The organism is Nonomuraea turkmeniaca (assembly GCF_005889735.1).
In the GTDB taxonomy this organism is placed as follows: domain Bacteria; phylum Actinomycetota; class Actinomycetes; order Streptosporangiales; family Streptosporangiaceae; genus Nonomuraea; species Nonomuraea turkmeniaca.
This window is the reverse complement of record NZ_VCKY01000249.1, coordinates 1-15,643: the sequence shown is the minus strand read 5'-3', so window position 1 is coordinate 15,643 and position 15,643 is coordinate 1. Positions and strand designations below refer to the sequence as shown.

Here is a 15,643-nt window from a genome sequence, read left to right as displayed (position 1 = left end):
CCGCACTACCCTGCTCGAGCTGCGCTCGAGAGCGAGGCGACCATGACCACTACACCTACGCCTCCATGGCCGTCCGCGGCCGCAAACGCCTTCACCGATGAGCTCATCGACTAACGCGCCGCCAAGGACTCCCGGCCATCGGCATTCACGGGGATGCCTGGGCGGAGATCGGCCACGGCCAGCACCTCGACCCCGAACACGACTACGCGGCGATCTGCCGCCTGATCTGCCTTTACGAGTTCCCTGGGGAATACCGGCTCGGGTTCCAGTACGCGGTGATGACCGAGGGCGTCATCCCCAGCATCAGCAAACTACTCGCGGCTACCGGCCAGTTCCGCCATCACGGCCAGAAACGCTTCGACGACACCATGTTCTTCGAGTACGAGGCCAAACGCGATGGCCTCGACTCGCTCAACGGCCGGGCCGCCGTCCGGGCCATGAACAGGCGGATCGTCCCCCGCTCCGGTCAGCCGGCCGCCAGCACCGCCTGATGGGAACGGCCGGCCGAACCGGCCGCCTTGACGGTGACCACGGGCCGATTCCCGGTCGAGACGGTGACCGTCGAGTCAGCGGAGAGCACGGCTGAAGCCGGATATGGGAGGGTGACCTTGACGGTGCTCGCCGTCCGTTTCGGGTCGGACACCGCGACCCGAATCTGGCCGCCCGCGCGACGGACGACGACGGCGGCCGGGGCATCGGTGGTGAGCCCATCACCGTCGCCGGACACCCAGAAGTTCCCGAAGAACAGAGTCCCGTCGGCTTCGTTCACCTCGATCGCCTGCAGCTCTTCGTTGTTGGCCACGATCCGTACGCCCAGGTCCGCGGCGCGGTCCGCGGTCTGCTGGGCGGTCGCGCCGGGCAGCAGGGCGTAGGCGTACGTCGCCTGGTCCGGAGCGGCCCCGTGGTCGAACCACATGGTCAGGTAGCGCCGGATGATCGGCGTCGGGTCACCGATCACAGTGCCGGTGCTGATGTCGCGCCAGCTGCCGGTGCGTTCCGCGCGCGAGGCGTGCAGCTCCGCCCCGCCGGGGAACACGTATCCGCCGACGCCTTCCAGGTGCGCCCAGCGTGCGTCCGGGAACCTCGCCGACCAGCCCTGGCTGACCGGCTGGGCGGTGCCATCTACGGTGAGCGCATTCGTGCCGGCCGCGTGCAGGTGGCGATTCTCCACGATCGTCTCGACGGTTTCGACTGGCTCGGCGAGCGTGAACCTCAGGACGGGCCTGAGCGTGCGGTGCTCCCGGCTGCCGATCTGCACCGACAGTCCCTGCCCCGCAGGCTGCAGGATCGCGAAGTCCACATGGCCGGTGCCGGCGAGGCCACTTACGTAGTCGGTCACGTCAACCGACAACCAGCCGCCGGCCGCGGTCGCGCGCCTCGTGGCCAGCCGTGATCCGATCGACGGCTTGGTGCCCCAGGTGATGGTGTCCTCTTCCCAGCCGTCACCGGCGCCGTGGACGTTCACGGTCGCGGTGTCGCCGCCGGAGTCGACGACCTGGGCGTGGAACACCAGCCGCGCGGACGCGACGTCCGCCCGCAGCCCGCCGAGGTCGAACCGTAAGAAGGATTCCCGGGTGAGGCTCGGGTTCGCGTCGTTCTTCACCAGCAGCCATTGGCTGTCGCCGTAGTTCGTGCCGGCATGCGCCCCGCCGTTGACTCGCGCGTCGGCGACCGGGGGACGCGAGTACTCGCCACCGCCGTTGATACCGGCGCCGAGGGCGACCACCATGTCGTCGAGGCAGAACCAGGACTTCTTCGACTCCAGTTCGCTGCCGTCGGCCTGGTGGCTCATGCCGGCACTGACGTACCGTTCGTCGAGGGCGGCGCCACCTACCCACTGGGCGTTCGGGGTGTACAACCCCTGACCGCCGCCCATGTCGAGCCGGGGCATGGTGTCGACGGTGATGCCCGGCAGCCGGTACGGGTCGACCGTCGGCCAAAAGGCGTCGTTGAACTGGGCGAGGTCGTCGTTGTAGAGGTATGTCATGCCCTCGCCGAGATACCATCCGCGGCGGTTCTCGCCGTTGATCGATTCGTACGCGGCGATCCGCCGGGACGACATGCTGATCGCGAACGCCCAGGTCGGGCGTCGGTGCACCACCCGATCCATGCCGGCGAAGACATGGCTGGCCACCGATCCGGGGGCAGCCAGGGAGTCTTCCAGGAGCGCCTTGGCCAGCGAGATCGCCGGTATGGAGGCATAGGCGTAGAAATCCTGCGCCTTGTTGCGCTCGATCCACCCCTTCGCCATGGCCTTGAAACGCTTGGCGTACTCATCGGGCGCCCCGGCGGCCCGGGCTGCACGCTGAAGGGCGCCACATCGTGCGGTGCTCAGCCAGTGGCGTGTGTCCCCCTTCCGGCTTCGCAGCCTGCGGCACGGGCGGCGCACCCCGCCCGCAACCGGCCTCTCGCCCGCCCCTGTGCCATTGCGCGTCACTGTGCTCCGCGATGGCCGGGCGGGCGAGTTCCGCTATCCCCTTACCCCGTCGCGTCCCGACGCCTCGACCGCGGCCTCCGCCGGCCCATCCGCGATCCATGACAGCGACCAGCCGGCCATCGCCATCGTCGGCGCCTCCATCACCGGGCCCACCCTGGCCCTGTTACTCCACCAGGCCGGACTGACCAATGTCACCGTCCTGGACGCCTCCGAGCACCTGCACACCCAGGCCGGTGGCGTCATCGGCCCGGAGCACACCTCCCTGGCCCGCAAGGTTCAGGCGAGCGGCCGGGGCATGGGTGGCCAGGGCTTGGAGGGCTGCGCTGGCCTCGGGCGTGCGGGCCGGGATCAGGGCCAGGGTGCACGCTCGCTCGAAAACCGCGTCGATGCGTTCCCACCGTGCCGTGACGGCAGTCAGCGCGGCGGCGTCCTCGGCCTCGGCACGGGCCAGGCAGGCGGCGGCCCAGTCGTTCTGGGCCGCGAAGGGTGCCGCCTCGGCGAGGCGAGCCCGGCGGTCCGGCAGCCCGGCGGCTACGGAGAGCTCGGCTCCCGCGGCCCGCGCGTAGTTCGCCCACCAAGGTTCGGCGAAGTCGGCGAACGCCCGCTCGACCAGCGCCTCGGCATCGTCGAAGCGGCCGGTGTGCACGGCGGTCCTGGCGTCGACGAACGCCATGCACGCTGCGAGGTCGGGCGAGTCGGCCGGGTCGGAACAGCCGGACATCTCCGTTGCCCGAGCACGCCAGAGCTCGAACCGGTCGGATCGCCGCAGTCCATGCACCAACGCGGCCATGGCCACCGCGGAGGACATCCAGGCCATCTGCGGGGAGCCGTCGGCGCGCCAGCCGTTCCACATGGTCTCCGCGTGTGCGAGGGCTTCGTCGAAGCGGCCGGTCAATGCCAGCACCCGGACGAGCCGCGGCGCCGCGATGTAGGGGTGAGCGCCGATGGGATCCTCCGTCCGGGACCGCTGCTGAATGGTGCGCGCCGCGGGCAGGTTGCCGACAGCGATCGCGGCGCTGCTGGCGGCGTGGAAGGCGTCGATGGTCTCCGCCGTGGACGCGGGGTCGCCGGCGGGCAGGGTGGTGATGAGGCCGAGTCGTTCCTGGCCGATGCGGTGCGCCTCGCGCGTGTTGCCAGCCTGGGCCGTCGCGGTGGCCAGGGCGTCGAGGGCACCGAGCAGCAGCACGTCGTCGCCGGTGGCGCGGGCGGCGTCGACAGCCTGACGGGCAGGGTCGACTCCGGTCTCGTGCCAGGCGCGCGCGGTCAGGAGGAGGGCAGAGGCGTGCGGGTCCGCCGTGGGAAGTGCTTCCGCCAGCAGGTCGGCCTGGCGTTTGCAGGACTCCTCGGCCCCTGATCGGTAGCGCACTGCGATGATCACCGCGTGGGCGAGCGCCGCAGTGAGCAGATCGGGGCGCGGCGGGACGGCTTCGCGGGCGCGGGCGACGGCCTCCATCATCAGCGCGTACGCGGCGCTTCCGTCGGCCACGCCCACCGCGACCTGAGCGGCGTCCCGGAGGTCACGGAACGCCTCGGCCACGTCGCCCGCATGCCGGGCGGCCGCCGCGTAGTGGGCTCGCGCCTCGGTGAACGCGCCTCTGCCGAACGTCAGCCGGGCCAGCGACCGGGCAAGGCGGTGCGCTGCCCCGCCCGACTCGGGCCGATCGTCGGCTTCCATCAGGGCCGCGCGCAGCTCTTCGGCCACGCGGTCGAATGTGGCCGGTAGTTCTTCGAGGCGGGCCGCCGTGTTCGCCGCCCATGACAATCGTGCCGCGCGCGTCGCGGTCAGGTCTGCCGACAGGGTGAGCTGCTCGCCGGCGTAGGCGCGTACGGTGTCCAGCAGCCGCCACCGGTCGCCGTGGCGGGCCACCATGCTCTTGTCGGCCAGCCGTCCCACCACGTCGGCCACCTCCGCGAGCGGCATGCCCGGGCAGACGGCCGCGGCGGCGTCCAGGTCGAAGGCGCCGGAGAAGATCGACAGGCGCCGGAACACGGCCCGCTCCTCGTCGTCCAGCAGCTCGTGGCTCCAGCCGAGCACCGCCCGCAGCGATCGGTGACGTGTATCCGGACCCCGACCGCCCGACAGGAGGCGCGGCCGGTCCTCGATCGCGGACAGCAGCCCCGCCGTACCCAGGGATCCGGCGCGCGCCGCGGCCAACTCGATGGCCAGCGGCATGCCGTCGAGTCTGGCGCACAGGTCGTCGATGAGCTCGGGAGGGGCGTCGAAGCCGGGCTCGATCGCACGTGCGCGGTCGAGGAACAGCCGGCGCGCGTCGGTGTGCAGCGGAAGCGGAGAGATCGTGATGACCCGTTCCCCCATCACGCTCAGCCGTTCCCTGGTGGTCGCCAGCACGCGGACCTCCGGGCAGCGGGACAGGACGCGGTCGATCAGCGCGCCGGCCTCGTCGATCAGGTGCTCGCAGTTGTCCATGACGAGCAGGGCCCGTCCGGGGGCGAGCCGTTCCAGCACGGTGTGCTCAAGCGGCCTCGGCGGGCGCTCCGACACCCCGAGCGCGGCGGCCAGCGCCTGGACGACATGCCCGGCGCGGGCCGGGACCAGGTCGACGAACGCGCCGCCGTCGGGATACGCGTCGGCCACCACCGTCGCCAGCCGCGTCTTGCCCACCCCGCCCGGGCCGAGCAGCGTGACCAGGCGCGACTCCGCCAGCGCGGTGAGGGCGGCGTCGCGCTCGTCGCCTCTGCCGATGAAGCTCGTACGGCCGGCGGGCAAGCGGCTGATCTCGCCTGGCCGGACGGCCCGGAGAGCGGCGTGCGCCGCGAGGGCCCGCCGGTCGGCGACGCCGTACTTGCGCAGAAGGGACGCCACGTGGCTTTCCACGGTCCGCACCGAAAGCTGCAGGCGGCCGGCGATCTGCGCGTTGGACAGGTGCTTACCGACAGCTGCCAGGACCTCGGCTTCCCTCGGGGAGATCTCGCCTTCCATCACCCCAGGATGGCGCATCCGCCGGTGCGGCCGGTAGCGGGTGCGCGGTCGCTCGGCGGTGCTTCGGTAATGCTTCGGTGGTCGCCACGGTTCAGCGCGGCAACCGGTCGGGCGCAAGGTGGTGACGTCGACATCACCACGAGATTTCGGAGGTCACCGATGACTACTGCGATCAACCGCATCCGGCCCCGGGCCAAGGTCCTGTTGTGGGCGGGGCAGGTAGTGCTCGCCGTCCAGTTCGCGATGGCCGGCGCGGTCAAGCTCGCCGGAGACCCGGCGAGCGTGGGCCTGTTCGAGGCCATCGGCGCCGGCCAGTGGTTCCGCTACCTGGTGGGAGCGCTGGAGATCGCCGCCGCGATCGGCCTGCTCGTGCCGCGCCTGTGCCGGATGGCGGCGCTGGGCCTGGTCGGCCTGATGGCCGGCGCCGTCGTCACGAGTGTCGCGATCCTGCACGCGGACCCGTGGCTGCCCCTAGCTCTCGGTACGGTGGCCGGGCTGATCGCGTGGGGCCGGCGATGAGCGCGCTCGCCGACACGGTACGGACGATCATCGACGCCAATCGCTACCTCACACTCGGCACGGCCGACGGGATGGGAAGCCCGTGGGTCACACCGGTCTACTTCGCGCACGACGGCTACCGGGACTTCCTGTGGATCTCCTCGCCGGGGGCGGCCCACTCGCGCAACATCGCCGAGCGCCCCGAGGTCAGCATCGTGGTCTTCGACTCCCAGGTGGAGCCCGGCAGCGGGCAGGCGGTGTACATGGCGGCGAGCGCGGCCGAGGAGACCGACCTCGACCGGTGGCTTTCGGTCTATCCGGGAGATCCCGAACGTGGTGGCTGGGCGTTCCCGCCCGATCGGTTGCGTCCGCCCGCGCCGTACCGCCTCTACCGGGCGCGCGTCACTCGGCACTGGGCGCTGTGCCCGCGCGAGCCCGGTACTGCCTGCGCGCCGCACGGACAGGCCTTCGACCACCGCACCCACGTGCTACTACCTGACGCCGACATCAGGTGACCGGCAGCAGGCCGAAGTCGTGGGTGGCGTCGGGGTCGGTGGCGGCGACGTCAAGCCGACCTGGGCGAGAATCGGGGGATGGTGATCGGGCGTCACCTGTTCGACATCACCGACGGCTGGGAGGGCAGGTCTCCGACGGGCGACCACGTGGTCGTGGTATCGCACCGGCCCCAGCCCGGCGGGTGGCCCCCTGAGGCGTCGTACCACGTCGTCGACGATGTGGCCCAGGCGATCGCGAAGGCCGAAGAACGCGCCGGATCCGCGCCGTACTCGCCCGAGCCCTTGGCGAGCGCCGCGCCGCCGAGATCCTGGGACAGGTCGCTGATCGCGACACGCCGAAGCGTGTTTCCTCCGAACTCACCGGACCCTGACCCTGGTCGAGCGACAGGCGGATCCATCTCTCTTCGACAAAGTCACAGAACGCAAGCAGATCGCAGGAGGCGACACAATGAACGACCCCGAGCCGCAGACCGCAGGCGGGAAAGTGCTACTTCACTTCAGCATGTCTGGACGGGTTCGTGGCGGGCCCGAATCACGCCATGGACTGGCTGACCGGGATCACCGGCCGCGACGGCGTGGAAGAGGAGTACATCAAGAACACCGGCGCGGTCCTGGGCGGGGTCATGGCCCTGACCGGCGCCCTAAGCCTGTCGCTGTTCGCCGTCACCGGTTTCACCAACAAGACCCTTCGCGGCTTGGTAACCCGGCTGCTCGGCACGCCCTACACCGCCAGCCAGATGACCTACGACCTGCGCCGCCTGGCCGGCAAAGGCCTCATCCGCCGCCTCGGACACAGCCACACCTACGTCCTGACCCCAGACGGCCAGCGCATCGCCATCTTCTACAGCAAGCATACAATCGGCTATTACGCCCACTGCCGCTGCCGACCAGCCACACGCCCCTCCCGGCCTCCGCCACGCCCTCGCCACCATCGACCGCCACGTCGAAGGACTTCATCACCCGAGCCCGACTCGGCCCGGCCGCCTGCTCAACCACCCGACCAGCTTCACAACCTGTCCCACTTCGGGCTCATGTGTTAAGAATTCCGACCCCAAGGATCTAGCGGCGGAAGTGGTGCGGTGCCAGGGCTACCCAGGTGCCGGGCGAAGAATCGGATCGAGCTGTCGATTTCGAAGGTCGGGACTCGAAAGTGGCTGCCAGGGTTGGCGTGCAGGGTCTTCTCGGCGGAGCCGAGTGCGTCGAACAGCTTCATGACGGAGTCCCGCGGATTGCCTTCATCGTCCCACTGCAGCACGAACTCGACCGGGATCGTGATCCGCGCCGCGGTGTCGGTGAGCCACTCGCTTCCGATGAGGCCGAGGACCGCAGCTGTGATCCGAGGTTCGGCCGTGACGAGGCGGATGCCCATCTCACCGGCCTGGGACAGGCCGTAGTACCCGACGGGCTGGCTGTCGCCGACGGAGTCCAGTTTCTGGAGCGCGTCCAGGGTGGTCTGCCAGTCGGGTATGAGCTGCGCCGCCACGGTTTCGTTGAGGGCGGGCCACGCCGGGCCGAAGGGCTCGCCCGCGGCCTCTCGTTCCTGGATGAGCGCGACGAGCCGCCGGATCTGCGGGTGCTCCGGTCTGTCGCCGGTACCTGGCGCGTCGATCGCGGCGACCGCGAAGCCGCAGGAGGTGACGTAGGGGAAGGCCCGGGAGACGACCTCCCATCCCTTCTTGTGCTGGCCGCCGCCGTGTCCGATCAAGACCAGTGGACGGGGACCGGAGCCCTCGGCGGGCGTCCAGAGCACCCCAGGGATGTCTCCGATAGTGAAGAGCTGTTCGCGGATGCCGTCAGCGAACGTTTCTGAGGTGATGCGCATAGCGGGATTACATCGGCATTCCCGCTGACGAGGCGAGTCAATTATCCGGGCGGCCGGGCCGGTGCAGATGAGGCCCACGCTCGGCTGATCTTCGGCGATCATCCGGCCAGCTCCCGCAGCAGGCGCTCCCGCTGTTGCTCGCTCAGTCCGCAGATCCGGTGCTTCTCAGCCACCGCCGGCACGGCCATCAGCGCCGCGACCCTCGCCGGCCCGTAACCAGGAACCGCGCGAAGGACCTGCGCTACCCGGGCTTCTTCACCAGTTCCTCCCGGCTACGGCCGAACACCTCCGCGACGCTGGTCGTACCGGACTTCACCCCGGCCAGCAGCGCGCTACGTGCCGTGCGAGCCTCGGCCGCCTTTTCCAAGGCCTTCGCCCGTTGTGCTGGCGTCATCGTCGGCACTGCCATCGGCTCTGCCCGCCACCCTCTAGATCAGCTGCTCGAACTCCTACGTCACACGCCCCGACGCAGGTCAACAGCCACCTTCCGCCAGTCCACGAACTTGAAATTGGTGACCTCGCGGTCCCCGTCCGGCGGGCTGTCGGCGCCGTCGTGCACGACCAGCAGGCCCTCGGGGAAGGCGTGGCCGAGCGGGGCGCTGGTGGCCATCGCGCCGTCGCTGGCCTCGGCGCCGTCGGCGCGGCCGCCCGGGCCCACCCGGAACTGGCCGAGGTAGGCGTTGCGGCCGGCGCGGTCGTAGACGGCGAAGGTGTCGTCGCCCTGGCTGGAGGCCAGCAGGTAGCCGCTGTCGCGGCCCGTCTCGTAGACCGTCAGGCCCTCGGCGTCGGCCGCCAGGTGCTCTCCGCCGTAGCCACGGTCGTGGCCGGGCACGCACTCCTCGGTCGCCGGGTCGTAGGTGTCCTGGCGGCCGTACTCCTTGACGCGGTCCATCAGGACCGGCCTGCCGGTCAGGTCGGCGCGCAGGCGCCAGATGCCGACGTCCTCCTGCGCGGCGTAGAGCGTGCCGCGGTCCACGACCATGCCCTCGACCTGCGGCAGCTCGCCCGGCTCCAGGCACGGCGTCCAAGCCGAGCCGTCGGGGAGGGGGAAGCTCGACGGGAGGGCGAGGGTGCGGACGCGCTGGTAGGTGACCCTTCCGTTCGGCGCGGCGGTCAGCTCCAGGAGGCCGAGCGTGGTCTCGTGGCGGCGGCTGACCAGCACCTGCGTGCCGGTGACGGCCAGGCCGTACGCGGTCTCGGCCGCGTCGACCTCCTCCTGGGTGGTGTTGAAGACGAACGGGACCGCGGGATCGGTGACGTCGGTCAGCGGCGGCTGCCCGGCCGCCGCCTTGGCCGGGTCGATGGCGTACACGCGCAGCTGGTCGCGGCCCCGGTCGGAGGCGACGGCCAGGTCCACCTTCGCGCCCGTGGACAGGCGGAAGCCGTGGACGAGGTCGACGTTGTTGAGGCGACCCGGCTCGTGACCGGGACCGGGAGGCGGCTGGGCGGGCAGGTGCTGGAGCTGGGCGCCGGACAAGGCATAGGCGTACAGGCCGCCTTCCTTGGCGGTCGCGATCACGACGCTCTTGCCGGGGCGCGTGGGATGCACCCAGATCGCCGGGTCGTCGCCGTTGGCGTGGCCGCCGGCTTCGTCGTCGTACAGGGGTGGGGTCTCGGCGGCGGCCGGGACGGTCGCGACGCCGGGGGAGAGGGGAGTGAGCAGCAGCAGGACTGTGGCGAAGAGTGGACGCACAAGCACCTCCGTACGGTCGCCGCCTCGTGTGAACGAAGGGTGGCGGTATTCGTCCTTATGTCTATACAAAGAGTTGACATTGGGGTACAACCAGGCCAAGTCCGTTGGTCTTGGAGGTGTCCTATGAGACGTACCCCGATCGTGCTGGCCCTGCTCGGCGCTCTCGCCGTGACCGGCTGCTCCTCCGGAGGACAGACCGCGCAGAGCGCCCCGCCCGCATCGTCCGCGGCCCCGCAAGCAGGCGGCGCCCGGTTCGCCGTCATCACCCACGGGGCGCCCGGCGACTCCTTCTGGGACGTGGTCAAGAACGGCGCCGAAGCCGCGGGCAAACAGTACGGGGTGAGCGTCACGTATCAGGGCGACGGCGACCCCGCCAAACAGTCCCAGCTCATCGACCAGGCCGTCTCCGGGAAGGTGGACGGCATCGTGGTCTCCATGGCCAACCCCGACGCGCTGAAGGAGGCCATCGGCAAGGCCGTCACCGCCAAGATCCCGGTGGTGACCGTCAACTCCGGCGCCGACTCCTCCAAGGCGTTCGGCGCGGTCACCCACGTCGGCCAGTCCGAGGACGTGGCCGGGCGCGGCGCCGGCGAGCAGCTCAAGGCCGCCGGCGTCACCAAGCTGCTGTGCGTCATCCACGAGGCCGGCAACGTCGGGCTCGACCAGCGGTGCAAGGGAGCGGAGGAGACGCTGGGCGGGACCGTCGAGCGGCTGCAGGTGGACGTGAGCAACCTGGCCGACGTGACCTCCAAGGTCACCGCCAAGCTGCAGTCGGACCAGCAGGTCAACGGCGTGCTGTCGCTCAACCCGGCCGTGGCGGTCGCCGCCAGGGACGCGATCAAGGACTCGGGATCGCAGGCCAAGCTCGCCACGTTCGACCTGTCGGCCGACGTCGTGGAGGCGATCAAGGCGGACGAGGTCCTGTTCGCCGTGGACCAGCAGCAGTACCTGCAGGGCTACCTGCCGATCACGTTCCTCAACCTCTACAAGGCGAACCTCAACACCGTCGGCGGCGGCCTGCCCGTCAACACCGGGCCGGGGTTCGTGACCAAGGACAACGCCGACCAGGTGGCCAAGCTGGCCGAGGCGGGTACCCGATGACGGTTGCGGCCGACGAGCGGGTCGCCCATGTCGGGCTGGCCCGCCGCCTGCTGATCCGGCCCGAGCTGGGCGCGGTCGTCGGCATGGTCGTGGTGTTCGCGTTCTTCGCCGCCCAGTCGCCGGTGTTCCGGTCGCCGGACGGCATCGCGAACTGGCTCGACCCGGCCGCCACGCTCGGCATCATGGCGGTCGCGGTCGCGCTGCTGATGATCGGCGGCGAGTTCGACCTGTCGGCCGGTGTGCTGACCGGCACGAGCGGCCTGATCCTGGTCACCCTGGCCACCCGCTTCGGGTTCAACGTCTGGCTCGCCATGCTCGTGGGCCTGGTGGTGGCGCTGGCCGTCGGCCTCGCCAACGGGCTGGTCGTGACGCGGACCAAGTTGCCCAGCTTCATCGTCACGCTCGGCACGTTCCTGATGCTGCAGGGGGTCAACCTCGGCGTCACCAAGGCCATCACGGGGACGGTGCAGGTCAGCGGCCTGCGCCGGGCCTCCGGGTTCGAGGGCGCGAACACGATTCTCGCCGGCACGATCCAGGTCGGCGGGACGTCGTTCCGGGTGGCGATCCTGTGGTGGGTCCTGGTCACCGCGGTGGCCACCTGGGTGCTCATGCGGTCCAAGGCCGGCAACTGGATCTTCGCGGTGGGCGGCAACGAGCAGGCCGCCCGCGCGGTCGGCGTGCCGGCCGCCCGTACGAAGATCGCGTTGTTCATGACGACGGCGTTCGCGGCCTGGCTGGTCGGCTCGATCCTGGCGCTGCGTTACACCTCCGTGCAGGCCAACATCGGCATCGGGCAGGAGTTCATCTACATCATCGCCGCGGTGATCGGCGGCTGCCTCCTGACCGGCGGGTACGGCTCCGCCATCGGGGCCGCCATCGGCGCGGTCATCTTCGGCATGGCCGACAAGGGCATCGTGTTCCTGGGCTGGGACGCCGACTGGTTCACGTTCTTCCTGGGCGGGATGTTGCTGCTGGCGACGCTGGCCAATCGCCTGGTCCGGCGCTACGCCGAGGAGGTGCGGCATTGATTCTCGAGACCCGGGGCATCGGCAAGACGTTCGGCTCGGTGCTGGCGCTGCGCGACGTGTCGATGGGCGTGGCGGCCGGGCAGGTCGTGTGCGTGCTGGGCGACAACGGCGCGGGCAAGTCCACGCTCATCAAGATCCTGGCCGGGGTGCACCAGCACGACGCGGGCGCGCTGCTCGTGGACGGCGCCGAGGTGCGCTTCTCCAGCCCGCGTGACGCGCTCGACCGCGGCATCGCCACCGTCTACCAGGACCTGGCGATGATCCCGCTCATGTCGGTCTGGCGGAACTTCTTCCTGGGGTCCGAACCGACCAAGGGGCTGGCCTTCGACGTGGCCAAGGCCCGCCGGGTGGCCCGCGAGGAGCTGCGGGCGATGGGCATCGACATCCGCGACGTCGACCAGCCGGTCGGCACGCTGTCCGGCGGCGAACGCCAGTCGGTGGCCATCGCCCGCGCCGTCCACTTCGGCGCCCGCGTCCTCATCCTCGACGAGCCCACCTCGGCGCTGGGCGTCAAGCAGGCGGGCGTGGTGCTGCGCTACATCGCCCGGGCCCGCGACCGCGGGCTCGGCGTGGTCTTCATCACCCACAACCCGCACCACGCCTACCCGGTGGGCGACCGGTTCCTGCTGCTCAACCGGGGGACCAGCATGGGCGAGTACGCCAAGGCCGACATCACCCCGCAGGCGCTGACAGCGCTCATGGCGGGCGGGGCGGAGCTGGAGGAGCTGGCGCACGAGCTGAAACGACAATGACCGGAATTTGAGGGTTTCGGGCGATACCCCGGACGTGCTCCGCGGTAGGAACAGGGCTGACGCAAGAAGCCGGGGAGGACACTTTGATCTACAAAGTAAAGGCGTCCGGCCTGTTGCTGGATGGACCATTATTACCCGGGGCACGTCGAGGCCCGGAGGAGCGCGTCCTCCGGGCCCGTGCCATGTCTGGGTAACCCCGAGCGAACGTCGCCCCTGACCCGTATTGCAAACAGTTCTTCGCGAACAACTCTTTGCGAAGAACTGTTTGCGGTTTAGCCTTCGAGGTATGACCGATCCCCGTGAGAGCGTGGTCGTCCTCGACGCCAAAGGGCTGCGAGCCCTCGCCCACCCTGTCCGCGTGCAACTCGTCGACCTGCTGCGCAAGCACGGCCCGTCCACCGCGACCCGGCTGGCCGAGCGGCTGGGCGTGAACTCCGGCACGGCCAGCTACCACCTGCGCCGGCTCGGCGCGGCCGGGTTCGTCGAGGAGGACACCGAGCGCGGTAACGCGCGGGAGCGCTGGTGGCGCTCGGTTCACCGCGTGACCCGGCTCACTGACGAAGAGGGGCTGTCGGATCGGGAGCCGGAGGCGGTGCTGGCGTACATGCAGTCCATCGCCGCCCTGTACAACCTGCGCACGCAGCAGGCACTCAACGAGCTGCAGACCATGCCGCGGCCGTGGCGGCAGGTGTTCGACCTCAGCTCCTTCTCGCTGCGGCTCACGGCGGAGGAAGGGGGGCGGCTGCGCGAGGAACTGGGCGAGGTGATCGCGCGGTACCGGCCCGACGCGGAGGGCGAGGAGGCGCCTGACGGCGCGGTGCGGGTCTCGTTGATCACGCAACTCCTCCCCGAATTCGACGTGCCCGAGGAGACATGATGGGGCGGAGCGGGTCCTTACGGACGTTGCGCGGATCCTTACGGCCGTTGGGCGGGGTGCTCGCGGCCATGGCCGTGGCGATGACCGGCACGCGGGTGTCGGCCATCGCGCTGCCCTGGTTCGTGCTGACGACCACGGGCAGCGCGGTGTGGACAGGGGTCGTGGCGTTCGCGGAGATGACCCCGTACGTGCTGGTCAAGCTGCTGGCCGGGCCGCTGGTCGATCGGGTGGGACCGCGGCGGATCTCGTGGGCCGCCGACGTGGTGAGCGCCGCGGCGGCCGGGGCGGTGGTCCTGCTGCACTCCCTCGGGCTCCTGTCGATGGCCGTGCTGGCCGGGCTGGTCGCGGTCATCGGGGCGGCTCGCGGGCCGGGGGACCTGGCCAAGGAGATCATGGTTCCGGAGGCGGCCGAGCGGGCGCGGGTGCCGCTGGAGCGGGCCGCCGGCCTCATGGGGGTGACCGATCGGCTCGCCCAGACCGTGGCGCCCGCGGTGGGCGGCGCGATGGTGGCGGTGCTGGGGGCGCTGACGGTGCTGGGCATCAGCGCCGCGTGTTTCGTCCTCGGGTCGGTGATGGTGGCGTGGGCGCTGCCGCGCGGCATGGGACAGCGCGCGCCGGGGCGGGAAAAGCACGAGGGGTACTGGCGGCGGTTCGGCCAGGGCTTCGCGTTCCTGCGTGGCGAGCGGCTGCTGCTGGCCATGATCGTCATGGTCGGCGTCACGAACCTGCTGGACGCGGCCTACGGCCAGGTGCTCGCGCCCGTGTGGGCGAAGGAGTCCGGCCACGGGCCCGCCGTCCTCGGGCTGAACGGCAGCGTGATGGGGCTGACCGCGGTCGGGGGCAGTCTGGTGGCCGCGGCGGTGGCGCACCGGATGCGGCGCAGGCCGGTGTTCTTCGTGGCGTTCCTGCTGGCCGGGCCGCCGAAGTTCGTCATTCTGGCCGTGGACGCGCCGGTGTGGGGAATGGTGGTGGTGTTCGCCGTGAGCGGGTTCTCCGCCGGGTTCCTGAACCCGATCCTGAGCGCCATCACGTACGAGCGGGTGCCCCGGCACCTCCTGGGCCGGGTGCAGGCCCTGGGGAGCTCACTGGCCTGGGCCGGCATCCCCCTGGGCGGGGTGCTGGCCGGGGCGGCGGTGGCCGGCGCGGGGTTGGCGCCGGTGCTGCTGACCTGCGGCGTGGCCTACGCGCTCACCACGACCTTGACGGGCCTGCTGCCCGCGTCCCGCGACATGGACCGGCGCCGCGGCCACGGACCGGCAGCCCCCGAGCCTGTTCGGCTCAGCGGGGCGCGTCGCCCTCCGTGACGAGCACGCCGCCGTCATCGCCGCCCCATGCGGTCACCGCGACCCGGGGCAACATCGCGGCGACCTCGCGCGCCAGGTGGGGATCGGCACGGAAGGCCGCCAAGATGGCGGACTTCAACGCCGCGTGGCTGGGCCCGTCGTCGGGCTTGGCCTCGGCCACGGCCTCGATCACCGCTCTGGAGTAGGCGTCACCGCGGCCGAACACGCGCTGCAGGATGCGGGTGCCGCGGGCGACCGGCGTGCCGGCGGCCAGCTCGCTGGTCTTGGCCAGCACGCTCACGCCGTAGGCGCCGATCGCCGAGGTGACAAAGGGCATGACGTCGTTCGCAGTGTCCATGGAGGCCCTCCCCGAGGTCTTGCCGGATGAACGTGATGGTAGCCCGGATGGTTCCGGTGGCGACGGCATTACCCTGTCGGATGTGCCTGCTCCGTACCTCACCCTCACCACCGCCGTCGAGCACGAGAGCGAGGTGCGGCGATCGCGCTTCCTGTGCGCGGTGGCGCCCGCGCGGAGCGTGGAGGAGGCGGCGGCGTTCATCGCCGGGCGGCGGCGCGAGCACGCCGACGCCACCCACAACTGCACCGCCTACGTCATCGGGCAGCGCGTCCAGAAGGGCGACGACGACGGGGAGCCGGGTGGCACCGCGGGCACGCCGATGGTGCAGGCGCTGGTGG

The 15,643-nt window shown here is 70.9% G+C and carries 17 protein-coding genes; 10 read left to right on the top strand and 7 right to left on the bottom strand.

Features of this window, described 5'->3' with window-relative positions; translation table 11 throughout:
• Positions 1-278 precede the first annotated feature (278 nt).
• Complete coding sequence (locus ETD86_RS44825; RefSeq protein WP_138672724.1) at positions 279-491, top strand: hypothetical protein; 213 nt, start codon at positions 279-281, stop codon at positions 489-491.
• On the opposite strand, the gene ETD86_RS44820 is transcribed toward ETD86_RS44825, so the two are convergent.
• A complete protein-coding gene (locus ETD86_RS44820) occupies positions 467-2,251 on the bottom strand; it encodes a polysaccharide lyase family 8 super-sandwich domain-containing protein (protein ID WP_138672723.1) in 1,785 nt (594 codons plus the stop codon). The genes ETD86_RS44825 and ETD86_RS44820 overlap by 25 nt on opposite strands.
• A gap of 349 nt (positions 2,252-2,600) precedes the next feature.
• Entirely contained in the window at positions 2,601-5,378 is a 2,778-nt protein-coding gene (locus tag ETD86_RS44815; RefSeq protein ID WP_170223603.1) for an ATP-binding protein, read from the bottom strand.
• Between the two features lie 159 nt (positions 5,379-5,537).
• Between ETD86_RS44815 and ETD86_RS44810 the strand changes: the two genes are divergently transcribed.
• The 3 genes from ETD86_RS44810 (at position 5,538) to ETD86_RS57570 (ending at position 7,431) form a co-directional block, all read left to right on the top strand.
• A complete protein-coding gene (locus ETD86_RS44810) occupies positions 5,538-5,897 on the top strand; it encodes a DoxX family protein (protein WP_138672721.1) in 360 nt (119 codons plus the stop codon).
• The gene (locus ETD86_RS44805; RefSeq protein WP_138672720.1) at positions 5,894-6,391 is read left to right on the top strand and encodes a pyridoxamine 5'-phosphate oxidase family protein; all 498 of its coding nucleotides are present in this window, start codon (positions 5,894-5,896) and stop codon (positions 6,389-6,391) included. Before ETD86_RS44810 ends, ETD86_RS44805 begins: the two co-directional genes overlap by 4 nt.
• 539 nt (positions 6,392-6,930) lie before the next feature.
• Positions 6,931-7,431, top strand: coding sequence for a helix-turn-helix domain-containing protein (locus tag ETD86_RS57570; RefSeq protein WP_211370712.1), 501 nt, complete (start codon positions 6,931-6,933; stop codon positions 7,429-7,431).
• Here the strand turns inward: ETD86_RS57570 and ETD86_RS44795 are convergent.
• The 4 genes from ETD86_RS44795 to ETD86_RS44785 all read right to left on the bottom strand — a co-directional run bounded on the left by ETD86_RS44795 (position 7,428) and on the right by ETD86_RS44785 (position 9,906).
• A complete protein-coding gene (locus tag ETD86_RS44795; protein ID WP_138672719.1) occupies positions 7,428-8,213 on the bottom strand; it encodes a dienelactone hydrolase family protein in 786 nt (261 codons plus the stop codon). The genes ETD86_RS57570 and ETD86_RS44795 overlap by 4 nt on opposite strands.
• A 98-nt stretch (positions 8,214-8,311) precedes the next feature.
• Positions 8,312-8,401 (bottom strand): hypothetical protein, encoded by a 90-nt coding sequence (locus ETD86_RS60390; protein WP_425465697.1) that lies wholly within the window; start codon positions 8,399-8,401, stop codon positions 8,312-8,314.
• 53 nt (positions 8,402-8,454) lie between these two features.
• The gene (locus tag ETD86_RS57565; protein ID WP_211370711.1) at positions 8,455-8,622 is read right to left on the bottom strand and encodes a hypothetical protein; all 168 of its coding nucleotides are present in this window, start codon (positions 8,620-8,622) and stop codon (positions 8,455-8,457) included.
• 45 nt (positions 8,623-8,667) lie between these two features.
• Positions 8,668-9,906 carry a phytase gene (locus ETD86_RS44785; RefSeq protein WP_246149262.1) on the bottom strand — a complete coding sequence of 413 codons (1,239 nt, stop codon included), beginning with the start codon at positions 9,904-9,906 and terminating at the stop codon, positions 8,668-8,670.
• A gap of 123 nt (positions 9,907-10,029) precedes the next feature.
• On the opposite strand from ETD86_RS44785, the gene ETD86_RS44780 reads away from it, so the two are divergent.
• From ETD86_RS44780 to ETD86_RS44760, 5 genes are all read left to right on the top strand, one after another.
• Complete coding sequence (locus tag ETD86_RS44780) at positions 10,030-11,007, top strand: sugar ABC transporter substrate-binding protein (protein WP_138672717.1); 978 nt, start codon at positions 10,030-10,032, stop codon at positions 11,005-11,007.
• On the top strand, positions 11,004-12,035 hold the full coding sequence (locus ETD86_RS44775) for an ABC transporter permease (RefSeq protein ID WP_138672716.1): 1,032 nt from the start codon (positions 11,004-11,006) through the stop codon (positions 12,033-12,035). The genes ETD86_RS44780 and ETD86_RS44775 overlap by 4 nt, the downstream gene beginning before the upstream one ends.
• The gene (locus tag ETD86_RS44770) at positions 12,032-12,787 is read left to right on the top strand and encodes an ATP-binding cassette domain-containing protein (RefSeq protein ID WP_138672715.1); all 756 of its coding nucleotides are present in this window, start codon (positions 12,032-12,034) and stop codon (positions 12,785-12,787) included. Before ETD86_RS44775 ends, ETD86_RS44770 begins: the two co-directional genes overlap by 4 nt.
• A 286-nt stretch (positions 12,788-13,073) precedes the next feature.
• The gene (locus ETD86_RS44765; protein ID WP_138672714.1) at positions 13,074-13,664 is read left to right on the top strand and encodes an ArsR/SmtB family transcription factor; all 591 of its coding nucleotides are present in this window, start codon (positions 13,074-13,076) and stop codon (positions 13,662-13,664) included.
• Between the two features lie 56 nt (positions 13,665-13,720).
• On the top strand, positions 13,721-14,968 hold the full coding sequence (locus tag ETD86_RS44760; RefSeq protein ID WP_246149264.1) for an MFS transporter: 1,248 nt from the start codon (positions 13,721-13,723) through the stop codon (positions 14,966-14,968).
• Here ETD86_RS44760 and ETD86_RS44755 read toward each other — a convergent pair.
• Positions 14,943-15,305: a hypothetical protein gene (locus tag ETD86_RS44755; protein WP_138672713.1), complete on the bottom strand. Its 363-nt coding sequence runs from the start codon at positions 15,303-15,305 to the stop codon at positions 14,943-14,945. The two genes, ETD86_RS44760 and ETD86_RS44755, sit on opposite strands and share 26 nt — an antisense overlap.
• Positions 15,306-15,387: 82 nt before the next feature.
• Between ETD86_RS44755 and ETD86_RS44750 the strand changes: the two genes are divergently transcribed.
• On the top strand, positions 15,388-15,643 hold a 256-nt coding region (locus ETD86_RS44750), incomplete at its 3' end, for a YigZ family protein (protein ID WP_138672712.1).